Raw genomic sequence first — 25169 nt, 5'->3', positions numbered from 1 at the left:
GGCAGGGTGACAGCGAAGCAGCCGAACACCAGACGGATCGCCGAGACGGCGAGTGCCCTCACGGCGCTCGTGATCGTGCTCGTCGCGATCGGCTACTGGTTCTGCGTCTGGTTCTTCTTCACCATGCCGTCGTTCGTGACGCCTCCCGTCGACTCGTTCGAGTTCGCCGCCCGCGCCGACATGTTCCAGAGCGCCGTCGGCAACCTCGTCTACTGGGTGGCCGCGTTCGCGGTGACGCTGGGACTCGCGCTGCTCACCACCGTCGCCGGGGTGCGCGCGGTGCAGATGCTGTGGCAGTGCACACCGGATGCACTGATCGTCGACCGGGTGGACCACACCGACCCGGCGACCACCGTGGCGAAGCTCGATCTGAACCGGCCGGGTCAGTCCGGGTCCGGCACGAACCGGTAGCCCATCCCCGGCTCGGTCAGCAGATACCGCGGGTGCGCAGGCTCGGGTTCCAGCTTCTTGCGCAGCTGCGCCAGGTAGAGCCGCAGGTAGCCGGTGTCGCTCGTGTACTGCGGTCCCCAGACCTGCGTCAGCAGCGCCTGCCGGGTGACGAGCCTCCTCGGGTTGCGCACGAGCACGTCGAGGATCGCCCACTCCGTCGGGGTCAGCCGCACGGGCTCCTCCGCGCCGCCGGTGCGCCTGGTCACCTGCCGGGCGGCCAGGTCGACGGCGATGTCGCCGAAGGTGACGACCGGTTCGTCCGTCGACGGGGTCTGCCGCCTGGTCAGCGCCCGGATGCGCGCGAGCAGCTCGTCGGCGGCGAACGGCTTGGTGACGTAGTCGTCTGCACCGGCGTCCAGCGCATCCACTTTGTCGGCGGAGTCCGTGCGGCCGGAGACCACGAGGATGGGCACGGACGTCCAGCCGCGCAGCCCCTGGATCACTTCGATGCCGTTGAGCTCCGGCATCCCGAGGTCGAGCATCACCAGGTCCGGGTGGTGCTCGACGGCCTGGCTGAGCGCCTCCGCCCCGTTCGTAGCCACGCTGACCTCGTAGCCGCGGGCGGTCAGCAGGATGCGCAGCGCCCGGAGGATCTGCTGGTCGTCGTCGGCGATCAGGATTCTCACGCTGGCTCTCCTCCGTGCTGCACGGTGGACGCGACGGGAAGCGCCACCACCATCGTCAAACCGCCGCCCGGGGTGTCCTCCACCTCGAGCGTTCCGTCCATCCCCTCCACGAAGCCCTTGGAGAGTGCGAGTCCCAGCCCGATGCCGGTGTCGTTGTCGGTGTCCCCGAGCCGCTGGAACGGGACGAAGACGGCGTCGCGGCGCTCGCCGGGGATGCCGGGCCCGTGGTCGATCACGCGCACCTGCACGCGGCCGCCGAACTCGCTGGCCGCGATCACCGGACGCGCGTCGGCCGGGCTGAACCGGATGGCGTTGCCGAGCAGGTTGACGAGCACGCGCTGCAGCAGCACGCCGTCGGCGGCGACCGGCGGCAGGGTGTCCGGCAGGTCCAGCTCCACGTCGGCCGGACCGACGCCCAGCTCGTCGAGCGCGGCGGGTACGACGTCGTCGATGTCGGTCGCCGCGAGCGAGACCGCCAGCACTCCCGCCTGCACCCGGCTCACGTCGAGCAGGTTGGTGACCAGCTGGGCCAGGTTGCCGAGGCTGTCCTCCGCGGTCTCGAGCAGCGCATCCCTGTCGGCTCCTGCAAGGGTGATGTCGGTCTGCCGGAGGGTGGTGACGGCGGCCGTCGCCGCGGCGAGCGGGCGGCGGAGGTCGTGGCCGACGGCGGCGAGCAGGGCGCTGCGCACCCGGTCCGCCTGGGCGAGCGGGCCGAGTTCGCTGGCCGTCGCCTGCAGGTCGCGGTGCTCCAGGGCGGCGTCGAGCTGGGCGACGATCGCGGCGAGCAGGCGCCGGTCGCCCGCTTCGAGCGTCCGTCCGGAGAGTTCGAGGGTTCCGCGGGTGCCGACCGGGATGCTCTGGGTGTGCTCGTCGTCCGACGGCTCACCGTCGGTGGAGACGACGTCCTCGCCGTCGAGCAGGCGCACCCCGGAGAGCCCGAACGCCTCCCTGGTGCGGGTGACCAGCGCCTGCAGCGCGTTCTCCCCGCGGATGACCCCGCCGGCCACGGTCGCGAGCAGTTCGGCCTCCGCCGCCGCGCGCTTCGCCGCCCTGCTCCTGCGGGCGGCCTGGTCGACCACCAGGCTGACGAGCGCGGCGATCACCAGGTAGAGCACCAGCGCGAGCAGGTGCAGCGGCTCGCTGATGGTGATCGTGTAGAGCGGTGCCACGAAGAAGTAGTCGAGGGTGATCCCGGACAGCAGGGCTGCGAACAGCGCGGGCCAGATGCCGCCGACGAGCGCGACGATCACCACCAGCAGCTGATACGCGAGCACGTCGCTCGTCATCGAGTCCGACGAACGCATGCTGGTGAGCAGCCAGGTCAGCAGCGGCCCGCCGACGAGGGCGAGCGCGAACCCGTAGACCTGCCGCCGCGCGGTGAGGCCGCCCCGGATGCGCGGCAGCGAGAACCGGCCGCCGGCCCGCGCATGCGACACGATGTGCACGTCGATGTCGCCGGATTCCCTGATCACGGTCGACCCGATCCCCGGACCGGTCAGCAGCGCGGCGAGTCTGCTGCGGCGGCTGACGCCGATGACCAGCTGCGTCGCGTTCTCTCCACGCGCGAACTCGACCAGCGCGCGCGGGATGTCGCTGCCAACCACCTGGTGGTAGCTGCCGCCCAGCTGCTCGACCAGTGCCCGCTGCGCCGCGAGTGCGCCGGGCGTCGCCTCGCGGAGGCCGTCCTGGCTGGTCACGTGCACGGCGAGCAGCTCGCCGCCCGCCGATCGAGCGGCGATCCTGGCGCCGCGGCGCAGCAGGGTGTCGCCCTCCGGACCACCGGTGAGCGCGACCACCACGCGCTCCCTCGCCTCCCAGGTGCCCGCGATGCCGTGCTCGGCCCGGTACTGCTGCAGCGCGCTGTCGACCTCGTCGGCCAGCCAGAGCAGCGCCAGCTCCCGGAGTGCGGTGAGGTTGCCGAGCCGGAAGTAGTTGGAGAGCGCAGCGTCGATGCGGGCGGCCGGATAGACCTCGCCGTCGGCGAGCCGGTCGCGCAGCGCCTGCGGCGCCAGGTCGACCACCTCGATCTGGTCGGCGCGGCGGAGCACGGCATCCGGGATCGTCTCACGCTGCTGGGCACCGGTGATCTGCTCCACCACGTCGTTCAGCGACTCGATGTGCTGGATGTTCACGGTCGACATCACGTCGATGCCCGCGGCGAGCAGGGCATCCACGTCCTGCCAGCGCTTCTCGTGCTCCGAGCCGGGCGCGTTGGTGTGGGCGAGCTCGTCGACCAGCGCGAGTTGCGGGGCGCGGGCGATGACCGCATCCAGGTCGAGCTCGGTCAGCTCGACGCCGCGGTGCTCGACGGTGCGGCGCGGCACGACCTCCAGGCCGTCGAGCATGCCGGCGGTCGCCGCGCGGCCGTGCGTCTCGACGACGGCGACCACCACGTCCTTGCCGAGCGCCAGCAGCCGCTTGCCCTCTTCGAGCATCGCGTACGTCTTGCCGACGCCCGGCGCGGCGCCGAGCATCACCCGCAGGTGGCCACGTGGCATTGTCTATTCGTCCATCTTCGCCAGTGCGATGTTCAGCTGGAGCACGTTCACGGTGGGCTCGCCCAGATAGCCGAGGTCCCGTCCCTGAATCTTAGACTCGACGAGCGCGCGGACCGCTGCAACGGAGAGCCCGCGGGCGTGCGCCACCCGCTGCACCTGGTCGAGCGCGTACGCGGGCGAGATGTGCGGGTCGAGCCCGGATCCGGATGCGGTCACCGCGTCGATCGGCACGTCGGCGACGGCGATCCCGTCGTCCTTCGCGACGGCGGCGGTGCGCTCCTTCACCGCCTTCAGCAGGTCGGGGTTGTTCGGGCCGAGGTTGCTGCCGGAGGACGCCGCCCCGTCGTAGCCGTCGCCCGCGGCGGACGGCCGAGACTGGAACCACTCCGCGAGCGCGTTGCCCTTCTTGTCGGTGAAGCCCTGCCCGATCAGCGCGGAGCCGACCGTCGTGCCGTTCTCCGAGATCAGCGAGCCGTTCGCCTGCGCGGGGAAGGCGACCTGGCCGATGCCGGTCAGCACCAGCGGGTAGACGATCCCGAGTGCGACGGTCAGCACGATCATTGCCCGGATGGCGACCCAGTAGTGGCGCCACGCGCCACGCATTCCGTTCATGGTTGTCGTTCTCTCTTCCTGGATCCGGCCCTAGAAACCGGGGATCAGCGCGACCAGCAGGTCGATCAGTTTGATGCCGATGAACGGGGCGACGATGCCGCCGAGCCCGTAGATCAGCAGGTTGCGGCCGAGCAGCGCCGACGCCTTCGACGGCCGGTACGTCACGCCGCGCAGAGCGAGCGGGATGAGCAGCACGATCACGATGGCGTTGAAGATCACGGCCGAGAGGATCGCGGACGCGGGGGAGTGCAGCCCCATGATGTTGAGCGCAGCGAGCCCGGGGAACGCGCCGACGAACATCGCCGGGATGATCGCGAAGTACTTGGCCACGTCGTTCGCGATGGAGAACGTGGTCAGGGCGCCGCGGGTGATGAGGAGCTGCTTGCCGATCCGGACGATGTCGATCAGCTTGGTCGGGTCGGAGTCGAGGTCGACCATGTTGCCCGCCTCCTTCGCCGCCGACGTTCCGGTGTTCATCGCGACGCCGACATCGGCCTGCGCGAGGGCGGGCGCGTCGTTCGTGCCGTCGCCGGTCATCGCGACGAGGTTGCCGCCCTCCTGCTCCCGCCGGATCAGCGCCAGCTTGTCCTCCGGCTTCGCCTCGGCGAGGAAGTCGTCGACCCCGGCCTCCGCGGCGATGGCCTTCGCCGTCAGCGGGTTGTCCCCGGTGACCATCACGGTCCGGATGCCCATCCTGCGCAGGTCGGCGAAGCGCTCGGCCAGGCCGTCCTTCACCACGTCCTTCAGGTAGATCACGCCGAGCAGGGTCGCGACGCCGCTCGCATCCCTGGTCGCCACCGCCAGCGGCGTTCCGCCGACGGAGGAGATGCGCTCCACGGCAGCGTCGAGGTCGCGGAGGGTGCCGGGCGCAGCGGAGGACGACTCCCGCACCCAGGAGACGACGGCGCTCGCCGCGCCTTTCCGCACACTGGTGCCGTCCGGGAGGTCGAGGCCGCTCATCCTGGTCTGGGCGGTGAACGGGACGATGTCGCCGCGCAGGTCGCCCTGGTGGCTGTATCCGAGCTGCCCGGCGAGGGCCACCACGGAGACGCCCTCGGGGGTCGGGTCGCTCAGCGACGAGAGCGCAGCGGCGCGGATCAGTTCCATGCTGTCCGCCCCGCCGACCGGCGTGAACTCGGCAGCGCGGCGGTTGCCGTACGTGATGGTGCCGGTCTTGTCGAGCAGCAGCGTCGTCACGTCGCCCGCCGCCTCGACGGCACGGCCGGACATCGCCAGCACGTTCCTCTGCACCAGCCTGTCCATGCCGGCGATGCCGATGGCCGAGATGAGCGCGCCGATGGTGGTCGGGATGAGGCAGACCAGCAGAGCGATCAGCACGGGAACGGTCGGGGCGGCATCCGAGTATCCGGCGGCCGGCGCCAGCGTGAGCACGACCACCACGAAGATGATCGACAGGCTCGCCAGCAGGATGTTCAGCGCGATCTCGTTCGGCGTCTTCTGCCGGGAGGCGCCCTCGACCAGGCGGATCATCCTGTCGACGAACGTCTCGCCCGGCTTGCTCGTGATCCGCACCAGGATGCGGTCGGAGAGCACACGCGTTCCTCCGGTGACCGCGCTCCGGTCCCCGCCGGACTCGCGGACGACGGGTGCGGACTCGCCGGTGATGGCCGACTCGTCCACCGACGCGATGCCGCGGACGATGTCTCCGTCTCCGGGGATGAGCTCCCCGGCCGTGACGACCACGAGGTCGCCCAGCCGGAGCTCGCTCGACGCGACCTGCTCGACCGTGGCGCTGAGCGCATCCGGGTCTGCCGTCTCGTCGTAGCCGGTGACCCGGTTGGCGACGGTGGTCGATCTGGTGGCGCGCAGGCTCGCGGCCTGCGCCTTGCCCCGCCCCTCCGCGACGGCCTCAGCGAGGTTGGCGAAGATCACGGTGAGCCAGAGCCAGACGGCGATGCCCCAGGTGAACGCGAGGTTCTGCTGTCCTGCGCTGTGGCCGCCAGCGCCGTCGGCTCCGCCGAGGAACGGCTGCGCGATGGCGAGCACGGTGGTCAGCGCAGCGCCGACCTCCACGATGAACATGACGGGGTTGCGCCACATCGAGCGCGGGTCGAGTTTGCGGAGCGCTCCGGGGAGCGCCGCGACGAGCTGCGCGAACGAGAACGCGCGGGCCGTCTGCCGCTGCGAGGTGATGGTGGTCATGGTCTACTGCAGCCCTTCCGCCAGGGGACCCAGCGCGAGTACGGGGAAATAGGTGAGGGCGGACACGAGCAGCACGGTCCCGACCAGCAGGCCGACGAACTGCGGCCGGTGGGTGGGGAGGGTGCCGGCTGTCGCCGGGATCTTCGCCTGCCCGGCGAGCGAGCCCGCCAGAGCCAGGACGAACACGATCGGGAGGAAACGCCCGAGGAACATCGCCGTGCCGAGCGCCGCGTTCAGCCACGGCGTGTTCGCGGTGAGACCCGCGAACGCCGAGCCGTTGTTGTTCGCGGCGGAGGTGAAGGCGTAGAGCACCTCGCTGAAGCCGTGCAGGCCCGGGTTGAAGATCGACGTCTTCTCCACGTCGGCCCTGATCGCGGGGATGGCGAAGCTGAGGCCGGTGCCGACGAGCACCAGCGTCGGGGTGGTCAGGATGTACAGGCTCGCCAGCTTGATCTCCCGCGGCCCGAGCTTCTTGCCCAGGTATTCGGGGGTGCGGCCGACCATCAGCCCGGCGATGAACACCGCGATCACGGCGATCACGAGCATCCCGTACAGTCCGGCGCCGACGCCGCCGGGGGCGACCTCGCCGAGCATCATGTTGATCATCGCCATCATGCCGCCGAGCGGACTGTAGCTGTCCAGCATCGAGTTCACCGCGCCGGTCGAGGTGAGTGTGCTCGTCGTGGTGAACAGCGTCGAGCCGAGGGTGCCGAACGCCTGCTCCTTGCCCTCCATCGACCCGCTCGACAGCTCGAAGGCCGTCATCGCGGCGAGCGAGCCGAGGAACAGCACGCCCATCGTCGCGAGGATCGCGTAGCCCTGACGGCGGTCGCCGACCATCGTGCCGAACGCGCGGGGGAGCGAGAACGGGATGATCAGCATCAGCACGATCTCGACCAGGTTCGTCCACGCGGTCGGGTTCTCGAACGGATGCGCCGAGTTCGCGTTGAAGAAGCCGCCGCCGTTCGTGCCGAGCAGCTTGATGGCCTCCTGCGACGCCACCGGTCCGCCCGGGATGCTCTGGGTCGCTCCCGTCAGCGTCGTCACGTCGTGGAATCCGGCGACGTTCTGGATGGTGCCCCCGGCGATCAGCACGACGGCCGCGATCACCGAGAGGGGCAGCAGCACGCGAACGGTCGCGCGCAACAGGTCGACCCAGAAGTTGCCGATGGTGCCGCTCGACCGGCGCGCGAACCCGCGCACCAGGGCGACCGCCACGGCGATGCCGACGGCCGCGGACACGAAGTTCTGCACCGCGAGCCCGGCGAGCTGCACGGTGTATCCCATCGTCGCCTCTGGCGAGTACGACTGCCAGTTGGTGTTGGTGACGAACGAGATCGCGGTGTTGAACGCGAGCCCCTCCGGCACGGCGGGCAGGCCGAGCGCGTACGGCAGGAACTCCTGCAGTCGCTGCAGCCCGTACACGATCAGGATGCCGACCACCGAGAACGCGAGCACGCCGCGCAGATAGGCAGGCCAGGACTGCTCCGACGCCGGGTCGACCCCGATCATCCGGTACACGCCGCGTTCGACGCGGAGGTCCTTCTGTGAGGTGAACACCCGGGCCAGGTAGTCGCCGAGGGGGCGGTACGCGATGGTGAGGATGAGCGCGAGCGTCGCCAGCTGGGCGACGAACAGCCACACCACCACTAGAAGCGCTCCGGCTTCACCAGGGCGACGACCAGGTACGCGATCGCGGCGACCGCGAGCAGGGCACTGATCACATCGAAGACGATCACAGCTTCTCGACCCCCCGGCCGACGAGCCCGACGACAAGCGCGAGCACGACGATTCCGAGGAGGTAGACGACGTCCAGCACGACTCTCTCCATCCATCAGGATGTCGCGCCATCCGACGCGACCGAGGAGAGTCCACACCCTGGCGGGGCGCGGGATGCGCGTCCTAACGCATCCCTAACGCCGGCCGGGTGAACGTATACGGCGTCCTAACGAGCGCCGAGCGCCGCGGCCCCGAGGATGCCGGCGTTGTTGCGGTGCATCGCGGGGACGATCTCGGTCTTCAGGTCGAGCAGCGGCAGGAACTCCTGGTAGTTCTTGGAGACGCCGCCGCCGACGATGAACAGGTCGGGCGTGAACAGGAACTCCAGCGTCGAGTAATAGGTCTGCAGGCGCTTCGCCCACTTCTCCCAGCTGAGGTCCTCGCGCTCCTTCGCCGAGTACGCCGCCTTCGACTCCGCGTCGTGACCGTCGATCTCCAGGTGGCCGAGCTCGGCGTTCGGGATGAGCACGCCGTCGTAGATGAGCGCGGAGCCGATGCCGGTGCCGAGCGTCGTCATGATGACGAGCCCCTTCTTGCCCTTCGCCGCGCCGAACTGGGACTCGGCGTATCCGGCGGCGTCCGCGTCGTTGACGAAGTGGATGTCGCGCGCGAGCGCCTTCTCGAACAGGTCCTCCGCGCGGAGGTCGATCCACTTCTTCGACACGTTCGCCGCGGAGAGGGTGACCCCGTGGCTGACGATGGCCGGGAAGCAGACGCCGACGGCCGCATCCGGGTCTTCCGCTGCGAGGCGGTCGACGATCTCCTTGGTGGTCTCGACGATGTCGTCCGGCTTGCCGCCCTCCGGCGTTGGCAGCTTGACCCTGTCGCTGATGAGTTCTCCGGTGTCGAGGTCGACGAGACCTCCCTTGATCCCGGTTCCCCCGATGTCGATTCCGATTGCCTGGTTCTTCGAACTCATGGCACGAATCTACCCGTACCGGGATGCGCGGCGCGCGCTCAGGGGAGTGTGAGCACCTCCGCGCCGCGTTCGGTGACCACGAGCGTGTGCTCGAACTGGGCGGTCATGCTCTTGTCGCGGGTGACGACGGTCCAGTCGTCCTCCCACATGTCCCACTCGTGGGTTCCGAGGGTGAGCATCGGCTCGATGGTGAAGACCATGCCCACCTCCATCACGTCGTCGTGCAGCGGAGCGGAGTCGTAGTGCGGGATGATCAGCCCGGAGTGGAACGCCGCCCCGACGCCGTGACCGGTGAAGTCGCGCACCACGCCGTAGCCGAAGCGCTTCGCGTACGACTCGATAGCCCGGCCGATCACGTTGACCTGCCTGCCGGGGGCGACCGCCTTGATCCCGCGGTTCAGGGCCTCCCTGGTGCGCTCGACCAGGAGGGTGACCTCCTCGGTGGCCGTGCCGGCGATGAAGGTCTGGTTGCTGTCGCCGTGGAAGCCGTTCTTGTACGCCGTGATGTCGATGTTGACGATGTCGCCGTCCTCGATCACGGTGTCGTCCGGGATCCCGTGGCAGATGACTTCGTTGACCGAGCTGCAGATCGACTTCGGGAAGCCGCGGTATCCGAGGGTCGACGGGTATGCGCCGTTGGCGATCAGGAAGTCGTGCCCGATCACATCCAGCTCCTCGGTGGTGACGCCCGGGCGCACGTTCTCGCCGACCAGGGCGATGGCCTGCGCGGCGATCCTGCCGGACTCGCGGATCAGCTCGAGCTCGCGAGGCGTGTAGACGTCGGAGCCGGTGTACGGGGCCGGGGCCTTCTTGCCGACGTACTCGGGCCTGGCGATGCCGGACGGGACGCGGCGCTCGGGGGTGATGCGTCCGGGAATGAGGTGACCGGCGGAATCCTTGGGCATAGGATCAAGCTTATGACCGGCGAGAATGACCACGGCATCAGCCAGGATGCTGAACACAAGTTCTGGTACAACATGAAGACCGGCCAGGTCGAGCAGGGCTTCCTGTCTCCTGCTCCCGACCGGGTCGGCCCGTTCGACACGCACGCCGAGGCGGAGCACGCCCTCGAGAAGCTGCGCGAGAACAGCGCCAAGTGGGCAGAGGAAGACGCGGCGGAAGGCCGCTGAGTCTTTAGAAGCTGTGCTCCTCGGCGGGGAACGTGCCGTTCTGCACGTCCGCCTTGTACGCCGTCGCCGCCTGCGTCAGCACGCCCTGCAGATCCGCGTACTGCTTCACGAACTTCGGGATGCGCCCGGTGGTGAAACCGGCCCAGTCGGTCCACACCAGCAGCTGCCCGTCCACGTCCGGGCCCGCGCCGACGCCGATGGTCGGGATGCGCAGCTCGGCGGTGACGCGCGCGGCCACGGCAGCGGGCACCATCTCCATGACGACGGCGAACGCGCCGGCCTCTTCCACGGCGTGCGCGTCGGCGAGCAGCTGCTCCGCCCCGTCGCCCCTGCCCTGGATGATGTGACCGCCGAGCCCGTGCTCGCTCTGCGGCGTGAAGCCGATGTGCGCCATGACCGGGATGCCCGCATCCACGATCCGGCGGATCTGCTCGGCACTGCGCACGCCGCCCTCCAGCTTCACCGCGTGCGCCCCGGTTTCCTTCATGAACCGCACGGCCGTGTGCAGCGCTTCGAGCGGACCGGTCTCGTAGGAGCCGAACGGCATGTCGGCCACCACGAACGCGCGCTTGACGGCTCCGGCCACCGCGCGGGTGAGCGGGATGAGCTCGTCCACGGTCACCGGGAGCGTCGTCTCGTAGCCGAGCACGTTGTTCCCCGCCGAGTCTCCGACCAGGAGGAAGTCGATTCCTGCCGCGTCGAAGATCTGCGCCGTCAGCTGGTCGTAGCTGGTCAGGCCGGTGAACTTCGTCCCCTCCTCCTTCGCGATCTGGAAGTGGCGCGTCCGCACCCTCTTCAGCGACTGCATCGACGACGTCGTCGGGTGGGTGGACGGCATGGGGGACATGTCAGACATGGCCTCAGTCTAATGACGCGCCAGGACCACCGATTGGGGTGCGTTCCTCGCCTGAATCCGGGTGCGGAAACCACTAGTCTGGGAAGGCTGACGAAAGGGGCAGGATGGACAAGCAGCGCGACTTCGTTCTTCGCACGATCGAGGAGCGTGGCGTCAAGTTCGTGAGGCTGTGGTTCACCGATGTCGTCGGCACACTCAAGTCCGTCGCCATCGCCCCCGCCGAGGTGGAGGGCGCCTTCACCGAGGGCCTCGGCTTCGACGGCTCCGCCATCGAGGGACTGACCCGCGCATACGAGTCCGACCTGCTGGCGCTGCCGGACCCCACCACGTTCCAGATCCTCCCGTGGCGCGGCGAGATCGACCCGACCGCCAGGATGTTCTGCGACATCACGACGCCGGACGGCCAGCCGTCGGTGTCCGACCCGCGCAACGTCCTGAAGCGCACGCTCGAGAAGGCGGCGGACCGCGGGTTCACGTTCTACACGCATCCGGAGATCGAGTTCTACCTGCTCAAGTCGTCGGCGTTCGACGAGAACGGGCCGGAGCCCGTCGACTCCGCCGGCTACTTCGACAACGTGCCGGGTGGCACGGCGCACGACTTCCGCCGCCGCTCGGTCAGGATGCTCGAAGACCTCGGCATCTCGGTCGAGTTCAGCCACCACGAGGCCGGTCCTGGCCAGAACGAGATCGACCTGCGCTACGCGGACGCCCTCACCACGGCGGACAACATCATGACGTTCCGCACGGTCGTCAAAGAGGTCGCCATCGAGCAGGGCGTCTACGCCACCTTCATGCCCAAGCCGCTCTCCGGCCACCCCGGCTCCGGGATGCACACCCACATGTCGCTGTTCGAGGGCGACACCAACGCGTTCTTCGAGGCGGGCGCCGAGTACCAGCTGTCCACGGTCGGCCGCCACTTCATCGCCGGTCTGCTCCGCCACGCGCCGGAGATCACCGCGGTGACCAACCAGTTCGTCAACTCGTACAAGCGCCTCTGGGGCGGCGACGAGGCGCCGAGCTTCGTCTGCTGGGGTCACAACAACCGGTCTGCGCTGGTCCGCGTCCCGCTCTACAAGCCCAACAAGGGCCAGAGCTCGCGCGTCGAGTACCGCGCCATCGATTCCGCGGCCAACCCGTACCTCTCGTTCTCGCTCATGCTGGCCGCCGGCCTCAAGGGCATCGAGGAGCAGTACGAACTGCCGCCGGAGGCCGAGAACAACGTCTGGGCGCTCAGCGACGCGGAGCGCCGCGCGCTCGGCTACAACCAGCTCCCCGCCAGCCTCGACCACGCCATCTCGCTGATGGAGGACTCCGAGCTGGTGGCCGAGACCCTGGGCGAGCAGGTGTTCAACTACGTGCTGCTGAACAAGCGGCAGGAGTGGTCGGCGTACCGCGCGCAGGTCACCCCGTACGAGCTGCGCACCAACCTCGAGATCCTTTAGGCGCCGTGCCGCGCGACCAGCTCTCACTGACCACGCTCGCGCGGTCGGGGTTCGTCGGTCTGAGCTCGGTGCGGGCGCAGCTCGACGAGCTGACGGCGCTCACTGGCGTGCCGGTCGAGGATGCGCTTCCCGCGTTCGCGGTCGCGGCCGACCCTGACACGGCGCTCGGCTGCACGCTCGCCCTGGTGCGCCGCGCCCCGGACCGCGTCGCCCCGTACCTGCGCAGGCAGGACGCTGCCCAGCGCATCCTGCGGGTGATCGGTGCGTCGGAGGGGATCGCCGAGTTCTTCCTGCGCCAGCCGGATCAACTGGATGCGCTGACCGAGCGGGTCGAGCGCCTCCCGTCCGCCGCCGAGCTGCGCGACGACCTTCTGGATGCGGTCGGCGCGGTCGACGGGTTCGCCTCGGTGATGGAGGAGGCGGCCTGGACGGCGCTGCGCATCCGGTATCGCCGCAGGCTGGTGCAGCTGGCGAGCTTCGACCTGGAGCAGGACGACCCGGTCGACGGGTTCGACGCCGTTGCGGCCGCGATCTCCGACCTCGCCGCCGCCGCACTCGAGGCATCCCTCGCCATCGCCCGGCGGCAGGCCAGCGGCAGCGGGCCTGGACGGTTCCCCGAGGCGGAGGTGCGGGCCACGCGGCTCGCCATCATCGGCATGGGCAAGGCCGGCGCCCGCGAGCTCAACTATGTCAGCGACGTGGATGTGATCTACGTGGCGGAGGGCGACGAGGAGGCCGGGGTCAGCTCCGGCCGCGCCGTCGACATCGCCACCCGCCTCGCGATGCTGACCATGCGCGGCATCCACGATCCGGCGATCGAGCCCGGCCTCTGGGAGGTCGACCCGAACCTGCGCCCCGAGGGCAAGGACGGCGCGCTCGTGCGCACCCTCGAGTCGCACATCGCCTACTACGACAGGTGGGCCAAGGGCTGGGAGTTCCAGGCGCTGCTCAAGGCGCGCCCGCTCGCCGGCGACCTCGGCCTGGGGGAGCGGTACGTCGCCGCCATCGCCCCGAAGGTGTGGAGCAGCGCGTCCCGGGAGAACTTCGTGGAGTCCGTGCAGCGGATGCGCGAACGCGTCACCGACAACATCCCGGACGACGAAGTGCACTACCAGCTGAAGCTCGGCCCTGGCGGCCTGCGCGACGTGGAGTTCACGGTGCAGCTGCTGCAGCTCGTGCACGGCAGAACCGACGACCAGGTGCGCCAGCGCGACACCCTCTCCGCCCTGGCCGCCCTGGCCGCGCAGGGCTACATCGGCCGCCAGGAGTCCGCGGACTTCTCCCGCGACTACCGCACCCTGCGCCTGATGGAGCACCGCCTGCAGCTGCGGCACCTCTCGCGCACGCACCTGATGCCGCGCGACGAGGGAGACCAGCGCGTCCTCGCCCGCGCGACAGGGCTCGCCCCGGGCGCCGAGCAGCTGTTCGAGCGCTGGAACGCGATCAAGCACCGGGTGCGCGGGCTGCACGAGCGGCTGTTCTACCGGCCGCTGCTGAGCGCGGTCGCCTCCACGTCGAGCGAGGACACCAAGCTCACCGGCGCAGCCGGGCTCACCAGCGAGCAGGCGGAGGCGCGCCTCGCCGCCATCGGCTTCCGCGACCCGCGCGGCGCGCTCGCCCACATCGGTGCGCTCACCGGCGGAGTGTCCAGGCGCGCCACCATCCAGCGCCATCTGCTGCCGGTGATGCTGCAGTGGTTCGCCGACGGCGCCGACCCCGACTACGGCCTCCTCACCTTCCGCCGCCTCAGCGAAGACCTCGGCTCCACCCACTGGTATCTCCGGATGCTCCGCGACTCCACCGGGGCCGCCGAGCGTCTGACGCGGGTGCTGTCCGGCTCCCGGTTCGCGGGGGAGCTGCTCGGGCGCATCCCGGAGTCGGTGGCCTGGCTGGAGTCGGAGGACGAGCTGCGCCCCCGCTCGGCCGCGCTGCTGCGCGAGGAGACGCGGGCGATCCTCGGCAGGCACTCGTCGGCGGAGTCCGCGGTGTCTGCGCTGCGGGCCGCCCGCCGCCGCGAGGTGCTGCGGCTGGCGTTCTCGGGCATCCTGGGCTTCAGCACGATCGAGGAGCTTGCGCAGGGCCTCACGGCCGTCACCGAGAACGTGATCGCCGGCGTGTTGGAGGCGATCCGCGACAACCGCGACGACCGCGACCTGTTCGAGTTCGCCGTGATCGGGATGGGCCGCTTCGGCGGCCGCGAGCTCGGCTTCGGCTCGGACGCCGACGTGATGTACGTGTTCCGTCCGCTCGGCGACGACCAGGAGGCCGCCCACCGCGCCGCCCTGCAGGTCGTCTCGGAGCTCGGCAGGCTCACCGAGGACAACGTCCTCCCGCTCGACCTGGACATGGGCCTGCGCCCCGAGGGCAAGAACGGCACCCCGGTGCGCTCGCTCGAGTCGTACCGCGCCTACTACCAGCGCTGGTCGCTCACCTGGGAAGCCCAGGCGCTGCTGCGCGCCCGCGGGGTGGCGGGGGATGCGGCACTGCTCGACGACTTCGAGACGGTAGCCGACGAGGTGCGCTACCCGGCGTCGATCGCCGAGCAGGCGGTCCGCGAGGTCAAGCGGATCAAGGCGCGCGTGGAGAGCGAGCGCCTCCCGCAGGGTGCGGACCCGGCTCGCCACCTCAAGCTCGGCCGCGGCTCCCTCAGCGACGTCGAATGGTTCGTGCAGCTCATCCAGCTGCAGCACGCCGCCGCCGTCCCCGACCTGCAGACCACGTCGACCCTGGATGCCCTCCGCGTCGCCGCAGAGACCGGCTACGTCACGACCGACGACGCCGCCAAACTCCGCGACGCCTGGGTCTTCGCCTCCCGCGCCCGCTCCGCGATGACCCTCTGGACGAACAAGACGGCCGACGTCCTCCCCTCCGACCGTGGCGCCCTCGACGGCGTCGCCCGCCTGATGGAATACCCACCCGGCTCCGCCAGCCGCCTCGAAGAGGACTACCTCGCCGTCACCCGCCGAGCCCGCGCCGTCTTCGAGCGCTCCTTCTACGGCCAGCCCGACCGCCCGGCCCCCACCGCCTGACGCGGCCATCCCCGTTCAAGCGGAGATATCGCAGCCCTGGGCCGCATTCTCCGCACGAGCGGAGTTCCCGACGGCGTGTCGTCCGGGATCTCCTGCCGAACAACCGGCATCGTGACGGTGTGCAGACCTGGTGGACGCCCCGTCGAACCGTCGTCGTCATCGCCGCGTTCCTTGTCGCAGCCCTGGTCGTCTCCGGCGGAATCGCGCTCCTGAAAGTCCACGAGGCGACAGCGGACTGGTGGCCGAGCGCCATCCCCACCCGGGTGCAGTACGCCGGTCGCAACTACACCTGCTTCGGCGCCGGCCCGGGGTTCACCACCGGACTGCCCGCGCGCGGCCACACCATCGGTGGCGGCATCATCTACGCGCCCAGCGTCGAGCCGGACACGTTCATCGTCGTCAGCGACGGAAAACGCATCGTCGAGTGCCCGCTCAGCGGCGGCCTCTGAGGTCGGACGGCCGAAGCGCTCAGTGCACTCCCGCCCCCGAAAACGCCGAAAGGCCGCACCCCCGAAGGGATGCGGCCTTCCGCACGTCAGAGCGTCAGACGCCGAAGTACAGCTCGTACTTGCCGGGGGTAGTTGGCAATCATTGATGCGATACGGAGTACCTGGTCAAGTTACGAATCCGTGTTTGGTGACCATTGAGACTGATAGTGCCAGTTCGAATTTGCTGCGGACTAGTTGCGGACCGGGGCGGGTGCCGACACGAACGAGGTGCTTCTCGGCTCGACTGCTGTGGGCTGCTGCTAGCATCCAGCCATGCTGCCGATCCTCACTTTTCCGATGCACTGGGGTGCCGTGCCGGCACTAATCGCTGCACTATTCAGCTCGGAAGCGGCAGCATCTTGGTTTTCTGCAGTCGGAACGGTCGCTGCGGTTATGGTTTCGCTCTACTTGATCCGCCAGCAAAACAAACTTCGGCAAGGAGAGGCGATCGCACGGCGCAGCGGTCAAGCTAGGCGGGTACATATGAGCTACCCGAATTTTCACTCAGTGGAGGGATTCCCCGACTATCAGTTTCACGGAATGAGAGCCTATGAGGCGCCGGAGGGTGATCTTCGAGTCACGTGGAGGAGCACCGTCACCAATGGGAGTGACGACGCTATTTCGGATGTCTGGGCGCGAATTGGCAGCATAGATGAAGAAGCGTTCGGCTACTTGCCAGAAGGCGGCGACTTCGCTGCGGTTGAGCTGGTCGCCAGATTACTTCCCGGACAGTCCTTTGACGTTGACTTGGTCATCACGCAGAACCTGCGGAACGAGACCGGGTTTAACTCTCGCGGTGATATTGAGGTCGCAACGTACCTGCAGTTCGTTGACGCCAACGGGGTCATCTGGTCGCGCGATCCGTTTGGCCGGCTCCACGAAGGCACTGTCGAGATTAGAGGGCCGCACGATCCACCTATCCGGGTCGTCGGGGTGACTACGGGGAACCACCCGCATTTCAATCCTGATGGAACTCCCAAAGCGGGCGGACCCCACGGGTCGGCTTAGCTCGTGGCGTGTGACCCTTCTTGTAGGACGTCGAGCATCGTCAACTTTTCGCGTTTCCTCGGCGTCTCGCGGAGGGCACACCAGCGCACGCGCCCAGATCCTTCAGCCTCCGCATCTCGACGAAGCGTTTTTGCTCGCGCTGACGCCGACCGATGCACATGGAGAGCCTTGAATCTTGAAGCCAGATGCTGGTCCATGATGTGCTCATACCTACCATCGGTTGCACCGATTGCGCGGATCGTGGGACAACGTAGGAATGTACACAAACGAAGCCGAATTGCGGCGCATAATCCGCGAAGAACTCGAGCGATTGTTAGGCGGGTCACTAACCACGAATGAGAAGGCCGTTGGATCGGAAGAGATCGCTGAGTATCTGGGCGTTAGCGTCTTCACGGCACGCGTCAAAGCACAGACTGGCGTTATCCCAGCCTTCAAGGTCGGCAACCAGTGGAGGTACTACCTCAGCGAGGTGAGGGCGCATCTGGAAGCGCCGCCGGCTGACCCGTGGACCCAATCGAATCGATCCCGAACCCGGCGGCGCTTGAGCTAGCTTCAGGCGAATTGACATCGGCGCCGTCTTTTTCCCGGACGCCGCCCGAATCCTCCCGTTCAGCGGGAATCTTTGCTAAGCTTTTCTACGGACGCGCACGGCACAACGGCGCTCCACTTCCGAGGCCCACGCGAAAGCGTGGGCTTTCGTGTATCCATCGGAGGATGCGTGTACATAGCCTACTTGGACGAATTCGGGCATATCGGACCCTATGTATCCCGAACTGATGCCCATTTCAAGACGCATCCGGTATTCGGGCTTGCGGGCGTGATAATCCCCCTCGAAAAGGCGCGCGAACTCGCGATGTTCTTCTTCAAACTGAAGTCGACGCTGCTCGCATTTGAGATCGATCGAGAGAACGCACATCCCGCGCGCTGGGAGAAAAAGGGATCGTCGCTTTTGACCACGCAAAACGTAACCAAGTACCGAGAGGTTCGCCATGCGATGAACCGTATTCTGTCCTGGATCGCAGATAACGGCGGTCATGTCTTTTATGTGGGCGTGGAGAAGGAGATTGGCCCAACAAGCGAGTCACCTGATCGCATGTATCATCGCGCACTCATCGATTCGATCCGACGAATTGGCGCCGTTTGTGCTGGCGACTCGTACGTCATTGTGCTGGATGAGCACGGCAAAAAGTTTCGCGAGAATGCCGTAGCCGCCGCCGCCGGATTCATGTTTACCAATAAGGGCGGATTCAAGCTGCTGGAACCCCCTATGCAAGTTGAAAGCCACCTCTATCAGACTGTTCAATGTGCAGACTGGATTTGCGCGCTCATCGGACGCCTTTCTGCGTACCGCGCAAGCGATGAATTCGCAGATTTCGAGTGGGCCAGTCGGTACTTCGGAGATCGAGTGGACGCAGTTCGCACTAAGAACAGCCGTATTAAGAAGCGCGCGATTGACACATTCCAGCCCACCTTGCCAACTTTGGACCCTCCGGCAGACTTGTAGAAGCGCTACCACATGCGCCGAAGTACTCGAACGTATGTTCTAATATCGATGTGACTCGGCCGCCCCCTATACGCTACGACCACGACACGTGGTTAGTGATGCGCGACGACAAGGTGCTGCCGAAAGCCGTCATTCAACGATTTAAGGACCGTCGCGGAGTCGACCAATACCTGCTTGTGAAGTGGGATCTCGACCCCGCCTTGCGCACTCTCATGGCCGTGTGTGAATCACTCGACAAAGCCGACGCGCTTGTGCTCTACGACAACCGGCGCCCGGGCGGCTTCTGGGAAGGGCCGCCCAATCAACACCCGGCAGGCTGAGTTCCCGAAGCTGGTTCAATCTCGCCCTATTAATGAGCCTCCGGTCGGCTCTATCATTCACGAATGAGCGAAACTCAACAATCCAAAGTCGGGGCGTATGTCGCCGAAAACCAGCCGCTGCACTACCTCTACATTCTGGGCACTATTGGCATCATCGGTGGCCTTGCAATCGCAGTCATCGCAGCGTTCAACATGTCTAGTTACGGCGGCGTCAATTCTGCCGCGGTCGCGTGGGCAACCATCGGCGGAGGTGTTGCCTCACTGGGTACCCTCGCGGTGATTGGGGGCGCCGTCGCCCACGCCATTAACTGGCAGATCCTGAATCGCTAAGCCTCGACGAGATTCGCGCGGAGGTACTTGTAAAGCTCACGCGTGATATAGCGGCGGAGCATTCGGCGAATGTTGCGCGGAGTCAGGCCCTCGGCCGTCCTCCGCTGGATGTAATCCTTGGTACGCGGATCGGTGAGGGTCCGCGAAATAGCAACGGTGTTGATAGCGCGGTTGAGTTGTCGATTTCCGTATGGGTTGAGCCTGTGGCGGCTGTGGATGCCCGACGCTTCAAGAAGCGGGCTCGTGCCTGCAAGAGCGGCGAAAGCGGCTTCGCTTCTGACTCGTCCGTGATGGGAGTATGCCTCGAGGACCACAGCAGCGCTAGCGGGCCCAACACCGAATATGTCCAGTAGCCCGGGTGCCAGCGACTCGATGATTTCCGTGAGGCTCTTGTGGATTGACCGCATGTTGGTGGCCTGGTGAAGGTACTCACGGGCGAGTCTTGTCGCCTCCGCTTCAAGGACATTCCGCGGTTCGATGTCCGCGAATTCCCGGATCTGAGACAAGCGCAGAGTCTTTCCGCCAACGATGCCGAGATCGTGTCTCCTGACTAGTGCGTTCAAACTGTTTCGCAGTGAGAGGCTGCGCCGTTCGATGTCGCGCCGGGCAGCGATGAGAATCTGCAATTCGACATTCGCTTGCGCGGGACTCTTCGGGCGATTCAGATGCGCGGTATCTACCCGCAGCACAGCCAATGCAGCCGTGATCGCATCAAGCCTGTCGGACTTGTTGGCCGATGAGCCCTTCCGAAGCTGCGGTTTGACGTCACAGGCCTGGATGCCCTTCTCCAGTAAGGCGAGCGCGAGCTGCCGCCCGTAATTGCCTGCACCTTCAATTGCGAAGAGCAGCCGGTCCGCCGGCGCGAACTCCGTAGCCCAATGGATTGCGACCGCCAAGCCAAGGGAGGAAACGGGGAACGACTGATCCGCGTGAACCTCGCCTGTCGCAGCATTGACCGCGGCGTAGTGGTGTTGTGCGGCGTGAGTATCGACACCCACCACGACGTCAAATGCGCTGGCTACACTCGGCACCGGTCCCCAATCACAGAAGTTGAGTGCCGGGAGGCGACTATCCAGGGAGCCACTTTTCGGGCAGTCATGGCATAAGCCATCCCGGCCGCCAAGGATTGAGCGGAACCCACACGGACGACTATTTCAAAGGACACGGACGGTCGTAGTTAAGGAAGTCACGGGAAGGGGCACATCTCACCTCAACCGCTGGAAGACCCAGCAGTTGGAACCTAGCAATCACTGCCCAATTGACGGTTTACGAAGAATGAACAATTGAGATGCGCGTAGCATCCATGCATGACTGAGACGGTAGAACAGCGGTTGGATGCGCTGGAGGCTAACTCGATGGTTGTCGAAGAGTGGGGTCCGCTAATCCGCGACCTGGGGGCCGCGCTTGAGATAACAACGCGATATATCGAGGAGATGCTCGAGTCACTTCCTGGAAACCGCATTGCGGAGGAAGTGCCCAATTTGCAGCAGATGGCTAATGCCGCGCGGTTGGCGCAAGCCATTCGGCTGTAGCGAGCGTCTGAGCATCCGAAAGCGAACGACGACAGGCGGAAGTGCCCCCACATCTCGGGAGGTGAGATGTGGGGGCGGTGTCCGCACACCCGTCAGACTATGCCGCGCGGCGTAGTCCTCAAACGGCGCACCTACCCCCTGTATCCGCGAGCTGCGGCCCGGTCGTTCGCGTGTTGTGCCTGCACAACCTGGTCGTGAATCATCAACTGGATCGGCTGACCATCAAGGGTCGCGGAGATAGACGCACCAGCCAGCGACAGTTGCACCGGACCGTCGAACCCACTCGACCCGAAGAGCGGCGCGGCAGGTGCGGGCACATACGACGGCGCAACCCGACCACCATTCGCATACCCACGCACCACACCACCACGGTTGATGTACTCGAGCATCGCCCGGTTCGACGGAACCGCAGCAGCAGCCGCACGCGTCACGAACTCACCCGACGCCGCATGGATCAGCATGTTGTCCTTCGACGACGGCGCACCCGGAAGCATGCCACCGACCGCGCGGTGGATTCCTCCGTCACCCAAACCGAAGTCCGTGAGCGGGTTCGTAGCGTTCGTGTTGATCGTGTTCACCCGGATGGTGATGTTGCGTTCGATCGCGTCCTGAGCTGCCTTCAATTGCTGCGCAGCGAGCACAGCAGCGTCAGCACCCGACGTGTGATACGCCGTGCTCACGTCCGCGGGGATGAGCCCGTACTGGTCCGCCAGATGCGCAGCCTGATCGGCGGTCGCACCGGCAGCGATCGCCGCGTTGATGAACGCCTGACGTGCAGCACCCATGTTCGCCGACAAAACATCCGTCGACGCACCAGCTTTCTGCTGGGCTGCGATCAACGCCACCGCAGACGACGCAATGTCATCCAACGCCGACATGTTCTGCCGACCCGCCTCGGTCGTCACATCAAGCGACTGACCAGCCTTAGCCGTCGCATCCGCAGCATCCTGAATGGACTGGTTGTACTTGATGTTCGCCGACGACGCATCTAGATTCACCTGACCAAGACCAGCAAGGGCCTTGTTGTAATCGTCGGTCGCCTGAGTCGCCTTCTGCGTTGCGCCCGCCAGAGCGTCAATAGACCCTGCAGCAACGTCCGTTGCATCGGAGCTATCGCCAACCGCTTTCTGGTTGTTCTCCCAATCCTTCTGCGACGCCTTCAAGCTGGCGCTCGTGGTCCCGATCTTTCCAAGCAGTTCCTGCCAAAGGATGCCGTTCTGCGTCAGGTCCGCACTCGACCCCTTCGCCGTCACCTGCCACAACTGAAACTGCGAGTTGACCTTAGCGATGGCAGTAGCGTTCCCCAGCGATGCATCCGTGATTGTCTTCAAGCTCACGCCGAGCTTGTTCGCGATCGCGATCGACCCGTTGTCGTGGAGCTGCTTCGCCGCCACTTCGCGGGTGTTCTTTGTGATTGCACCCGTGTTCTCATCCAAAGACGCGGTGAACTCATCCGTTCGCGCCTTGGCCTCCGCCTGCGAGTTCGCGACAGCAGCGACGATCGTAACCAGGGCGGTGATCGCCAGCGCGACTGCGCCTCCCGCTATGCTCACGGTTCTCAGCGACGTGTTGAGATCCGACAGCGCATTCTTCATCGCCGCGATCTTCGGAACCACAGTGAGTAAGCCGCCGCCGAGCAGGGTGACCGTAGCCACAACGGCGCCGACAGCGAGCACCGTCCCTTGAGCTGCCGGCGGCAGGTTTCCGAATGCCGAAACCAAGTTGGTCACCGTCTGCACGATTCCGCGAAGTGCACCGTTCGCGGCGGACCCAGACTTGATCAGATCCGATTCGAACGCGGCACCGAGCTTCTTCACATCACCGGCAAGGTTGTCCATCTTGCCGCGAGCCTGCTGCGCCGCGAACCCCTGATCGTTGACGGCCTTCGTCCACTTATCGACGGCCACAGCACCGTCTTTCATCAGAATGTTCGCCGCGGTGATCTGCTGGTTGCCGAAAATCTGGCCCAACGCGAGCGAGCGCTCCTGGTCGCTGTACCGACCGAGCTTGTCATGCAGCTGACCAGCAGCACCAGCAAGGCCGATGAACTTACCGGCACCGTCGAACAGGGTGATGTTGTACTTCTTCATCACATCCGCAGCGATAGCGGACGGCGAAGTCAGAGACGACAGAACACCACGCAGCGACGTACCAGCCTGGTCGGCCAGGATGCCGCGGGATGCGAAGTCAGCCAGCACGCCGACCGTTTCATCAAGGGAGATACCGAACGACGCGGCCACCGGACCCGCATACTTCAACGCCACACCAAGCTCGGACACGCCACCAAGCGCCTTGTCCGCACCAGCAGCAAGCAGGTCCGCAATGTGGGGAACGTCCTTGCCCGACAGGCCGAACTGCACCATCGCTGACGATGCGATCTCGGTAGCCTGCGCAACATCAATCTGGCCGGCAGCGGCCAGGTCAAGCGCACCCTTGAGCGCGCCACCCATGATGTCCTTGACGGACACGCCAGCCTTGACCAGCTCGATCTCCGCATCCGCAACCTGCGACGCCGAAAACCCGATCGATTGACCCATGTTCAGAGCCGCATCGGACAGGGCATTCATTTCGCCGGCCGTCGCGTGGGAAAGCGTCTGAACCTGCGACATCTTCGCGTCAAACTCGGCGAACTTCGCAATCGCCAAACCAACACCAGCCGCAGCAACAGCACCAATCGCCAACAGCGACCGACCCACGGTGCCCAGGGACTCCTTCTGCTGAGCTAGCTTCTGAGCCGCCGTCCCTGTCTCGTTCGTCGCCTTCTGCGCCGCCTGCATGCCAGCAACGAAGTTGCTGATGTTCGCAACTAGGCTGACCTTTACGGTTCTATCCGTCACCTGTCATCTGCTCGTCTCTCTCCGTAGTGGGTTAAATAGAGAAAGGACCGAAATAGTCGGTCCTTTGGTTACTGCGTGGAATGCGTTGCCTAGTAGGCCTGCCGCGCGAGGAACGCTCGACGCTCCTGCATCAAGATGCCTCCCGACCAGCCGCCGCGGATGTCTAGCGACCGCATTCGTTTGAGATCAAGAGCAACCCCTGCGCCCCAGTCAACTTTCCGCGTCACGCCGTTCGCCCACGCCCACGCCTCGCCTGCCGCGTGGCAGCGATTGGCGGGCCCGTACTCTAACTGACGACCGATCGAGAGATCATGAAGCCGTAGGAACGCCAGGGTTGATTGCTTGGACGCCCACACTGGGTGCTCGACGTCCGACAGCTCCAAGGGTGCGACACTTATCGAACCTTCGACATGCTGGCGCCTAAGCATTGCCGGCGACCGTGCGAGCAGATTTCAGATCGCGCCACTTCTTCTGCGCTGCTGCCCGAGATGCAGTCTGACGAGGCGTCAGCATGACGCCGATCTGTACCTCTTCCAAGTTCAACTGGGCAAGCAGGCGAGCGAACGACTGCTGTTGTAGACGAAGTTCAGCCACGGCCGGATGAATGACTATCTGTCCAGTACTGCCCTTCGTAGTCACACCGTCCCGATCAATTGCCTCACTCAGTGCGTCAATCACATCCAGGGTGCGGCACGTTTCCAACACCATTTCTTCGTCGTGCTGATCACCTTCAAGTGGGCCCTCAGTGCCATCCATAATCGACGTCCACAAGAGCGCACCACGCTTACCAAGAACAGCGGGGATCTTCATAAGTTCACTTCCTTTCAGATCAGAAAAATGGGAGCTCCCGATAACGGCCCCAAACGGCGCCCTCCCCGGCGGTACTGGCTGGTACGCGTTGAAGGGGTATCCCCCCACCCCTCCCGGGGGGGGGGGGGGGGGGCAAATAGCGGGCTTGAAGTCCCATCTTCGGCGTGGAGGGGTGCATGGTTGCTCGGCGCGGTCTAGCGTCGAGTTCATGGGACCACCTCTGTTAGATTGCCCGCGGCACGGATTCGTTGAGGACCAGAGCGGCATCTCGTTTAGCGGCGATTTGCAGGGACTAACGCTCGCAGGCACCACCGGCGAATGTCCGCGATGTGGCGCATCCGCTCCTTACGTCGACGCTACGTACAGTTCTCGCGGGGGTGAGGTGACTGCGGTGTTGCGTCCGACGGCGGCGCAGCTTGTGCGCCTTCGGAATGTGGCGCGCTGGGCCGAGGACGCATTAGCTGATCCTGTAACCGGGGAACAACAGGTCGCGGATCAGTTACGCAAGGCCGTTGTGAGGGATGCGCCAGATATCGTTCGTATCGCGGATTCGCTCTTGGGACCAAGAGGCGTCGGGGTGGCGGCTTGGATCAGCATCATTCTTGCGTTGGTTGGGATTTTCCTTTCAACCCAGCAGGATTCAATTTCTTTGGATGACGTGACTCGCCTGATCCATGAGGTGAATCAAGACAACGACGGATCGCAACCGACAGACCGATCAACGCCCACGCCAACACCACTCCCGCCGCAACGCGAAGAGCGGGGAGAAACGGAGACGAAATGATTAAGATGGTGGAGACGACGACCAGTGACCAATAAGTAGCGAGCTTGAATGG

General features: G+C 66.1%; 24 protein-coding genes. 12 read left to right on the top strand and 12 right to left on the bottom strand.

What is annotated here, in order from left to right:
- The first annotated feature begins 6 nt into the window (after window positions 1–6).
- Window positions 7–411, top strand: a complete 405-nt coding sequence (locus ACN6M5_RS05595; protein ID WP_434948833.1) for a hypothetical protein — start codon at window positions 7–9, stop codon at window positions 409–411.
- On the opposite strand, the gene ACN6M5_RS05590 is transcribed toward ACN6M5_RS05595, so the two are convergent.
- The 8 genes from ACN6M5_RS05590 to map all read right to left on the bottom strand — a co-directional run bounded on the left by ACN6M5_RS05590 (window position 384) and on the right by map (window position 9952).
- Window positions 384–1076, bottom strand: a complete 693-nt coding sequence (locus tag ACN6M5_RS05590) for a response regulator (RefSeq protein WP_085367885.1) — start codon at window positions 1074–1076, stop codon at window positions 384–386. The two genes, ACN6M5_RS05595 and ACN6M5_RS05590, sit on opposite strands and share 28 nt — an antisense overlap.
- A complete protein-coding gene (locus ACN6M5_RS05585) occupies window positions 1073–3574 on the bottom strand; it encodes a DUF4118 domain-containing protein (RefSeq protein ID WP_434948832.1) in 2502 nt (833 codons plus the stop codon). Before ACN6M5_RS05585 ends, ACN6M5_RS05590 begins: the two co-directional genes overlap by 4 nt.
- Before the next feature lie 3 nt (window positions 3575–3577).
- A complete protein-coding gene (gene kdpC, locus ACN6M5_RS05580) occupies window positions 3578–4186 on the bottom strand; it encodes a potassium-transporting ATPase subunit KdpC (protein ID WP_085367882.1) in 609 nt (202 codons plus the stop codon).
- Window positions 4187–4216: 30 nt separating this feature from the next.
- Window positions 4217–6349, bottom strand: coding sequence for a potassium-transporting ATPase subunit KdpB (gene kdpB / locus ACN6M5_RS05575; protein WP_434948831.1), 2133 nt, complete (start codon window positions 6347–6349; stop codon window positions 4217–4219).
- 3 nt (window positions 6350–6352) lie between these two features.
- Window positions 6353–7996: a potassium-transporting ATPase subunit KdpA gene (kdpA, locus tag ACN6M5_RS05570; protein ID WP_434952321.1), complete on the bottom strand. Its 1644-nt coding sequence runs from the start codon at window positions 7994–7996 to the stop codon at window positions 6353–6355.
- Between the two features lie 2 nt (window positions 7997–7998).
- Entirely contained in the window at window positions 7999–8088 is a 90-nt protein-coding gene (gene kdpF / locus ACN6M5_RS05565; RefSeq protein ID WP_247597084.1) for a K(+)-transporting ATPase subunit F, read from the bottom strand.
- 206 nt (window positions 8089–8294) lie between these two features.
- Window positions 8295–9047: a polyphosphate--glucose phosphotransferase gene (gene ppgK, locus ACN6M5_RS05560; protein ID WP_434948830.1), complete on the bottom strand. Its 753-nt coding sequence runs from the start codon at window positions 9045–9047 to the stop codon at window positions 8295–8297.
- 38 nt (window positions 9048–9085) lie between these two features.
- Window positions 9086–9952, bottom strand: a complete 867-nt coding sequence (gene map / locus ACN6M5_RS05555; RefSeq protein WP_434948829.1) for a type I methionyl aminopeptidase — start codon at window positions 9950–9952, stop codon at window positions 9086–9088.
- 12 nt (window positions 9953–9964) lie between these two features.
- Between map and ACN6M5_RS05550 the strand changes: the two genes are divergently transcribed.
- The gene (locus tag ACN6M5_RS05550; RefSeq protein WP_085367872.1) at window positions 9965–10177 is read left to right on the top strand and encodes an SPOR domain-containing protein; all 213 of its coding nucleotides are present in this window, start codon (window positions 9965–9967) and stop codon (window positions 10175–10177) included.
- Window positions 10178–10181: 4 nt separating this feature from the next.
- On the opposite strand, the gene panB is transcribed toward ACN6M5_RS05550, so the two are convergent.
- Window positions 10182–11033, bottom strand: a complete 852-nt coding sequence (panB, locus tag ACN6M5_RS05545) for a 3-methyl-2-oxobutanoate hydroxymethyltransferase (protein ID WP_085367869.1) — start codon at window positions 11031–11033, stop codon at window positions 10182–10184.
- A 104-nt stretch (window positions 11034–11137) separates the two neighbouring features.
- Between panB and glnA the strand changes: the two genes are divergently transcribed.
- From glnA to ACN6M5_RS05505, 8 genes are all read left to right on the top strand, one after another.
- Entirely contained in the window at window positions 11138–12475 is a 1338-nt protein-coding gene (glnA, locus tag ACN6M5_RS05540) for a type I glutamate--ammonia ligase (RefSeq protein ID WP_085367867.1), read from the top strand.
- Between the two features lie 5 nt (window positions 12476–12480).
- The gene (locus ACN6M5_RS05535; protein WP_434948828.1) at window positions 12481–15504 is read left to right on the top strand and encodes a bifunctional [glutamine synthetase] adenylyltransferase/[glutamine synthetase]-adenylyl-L-tyrosine phosphorylase; all 3024 of its coding nucleotides are present in this window, start codon (window positions 12481–12483) and stop codon (window positions 15502–15504) included.
- 119 nt (window positions 15505–15623) lie between these two features.
- Window positions 15624–15953, top strand: a complete 330-nt coding sequence (locus ACN6M5_RS05530; RefSeq protein ID WP_434948827.1) for a hypothetical protein — start codon at window positions 15624–15626, stop codon at window positions 15951–15953.
- Window positions 15954–16265: 312 nt separating this feature from the next.
- Window positions 16266–17000, top strand: a complete 735-nt coding sequence (locus ACN6M5_RS05525) for a hypothetical protein (protein ID WP_434948826.1) — start codon at window positions 16266–16268, stop codon at window positions 16998–17000.
- 256 nt (window positions 17001–17256) lie between these two features.
- The gene (locus ACN6M5_RS05520) at window positions 17257–17550 is read left to right on the top strand and encodes a helix-turn-helix domain-containing protein (RefSeq protein WP_434948825.1); all 294 of its coding nucleotides are present in this window, start codon (window positions 17257–17259) and stop codon (window positions 17548–17550) included.
- 183 nt (window positions 17551–17733) lie between these two features.
- A complete protein-coding gene (locus ACN6M5_RS05515) occupies window positions 17734–18504 on the top strand; it encodes a DUF3800 domain-containing protein (protein WP_434948824.1) in 771 nt (256 codons plus the stop codon).
- A gap of 98 nt (window positions 18505–18602) precedes the next feature.
- Window positions 18603–18824, top strand: a complete 222-nt coding sequence (locus tag ACN6M5_RS05510; RefSeq protein WP_434948823.1) for a hypothetical protein — start codon at window positions 18603–18605, stop codon at window positions 18822–18824.
- A 63-nt stretch (window positions 18825–18887) separates the two neighbouring features.
- Window positions 18888–19154, top strand: coding sequence for a hypothetical protein (locus ACN6M5_RS05505; RefSeq protein ID WP_434948822.1), 267 nt, complete (start codon window positions 18888–18890; stop codon window positions 19152–19154).
- Here the strand turns inward: ACN6M5_RS05505 and ACN6M5_RS05500 are convergent.
- On the bottom strand, window positions 19151–20155 hold the full coding sequence (locus tag ACN6M5_RS05500; RefSeq protein ID WP_434948821.1) for an IS110 family transposase: 1005 nt from the start codon (window positions 20153–20155) through the stop codon (window positions 19151–19153). The genes ACN6M5_RS05505 and ACN6M5_RS05500 overlap by 4 nt on opposite strands.
- A gap of 306 nt (window positions 20156–20461) precedes the next feature.
- On the opposite strand from ACN6M5_RS05500, the gene ACN6M5_RS05495 reads away from it, so the two are divergent.
- The gene (locus tag ACN6M5_RS05495; RefSeq protein ID WP_434948820.1) at window positions 20462–20686 is read left to right on the top strand and encodes a hypothetical protein; all 225 of its coding nucleotides are present in this window, start codon (window positions 20462–20464) and stop codon (window positions 20684–20686) included.
- A 131-nt stretch (window positions 20687–20817) separates the two neighbouring features.
- On the opposite strand, the gene ACN6M5_RS05490 is transcribed toward ACN6M5_RS05495, so the two are convergent.
- Window positions 20818–23523: a phage tail tape measure protein gene (locus ACN6M5_RS05490; protein WP_434948819.1), complete on the bottom strand. Its 2706-nt coding sequence runs from the start codon at window positions 23521–23523 to the stop codon at window positions 20818–20820.
- Between the two features lie 420 nt (window positions 23524–23943).
- Window positions 23944–24333 (bottom strand): P27 family phage terminase small subunit, encoded by a 390-nt coding sequence (locus tag ACN6M5_RS05485; RefSeq protein ID WP_434948818.1) that lies wholly within the window; start codon window positions 24331–24333, stop codon window positions 23944–23946.
- A gap of 391 nt (window positions 24334–24724) precedes the next feature.
- Here ACN6M5_RS05485 and ACN6M5_RS05480 point away from each other — a divergent pair, with 391 nt between their 5' ends.
- Window positions 24725–25117, top strand: coding sequence for a hypothetical protein (locus tag ACN6M5_RS05480; RefSeq protein ID WP_434948817.1), 393 nt, complete (start codon window positions 24725–24727; stop codon window positions 25115–25117).
- Window positions 25118–25169 lie beyond the last annotated feature (52 nt).

Origin of the sequence: Leifsonia araucanica (assembly GCF_051161895.1) — a bacterium.
Lineage (GTDB): Bacteria > Actinomycetota > Actinomycetes > Actinomycetales > Microbacteriaceae > Leifsonia.
The sequence above is the reverse complement of the archived record's forward strand: the minus strand, read 5'-3'. Positions and strand labels throughout refer to the sequence as shown.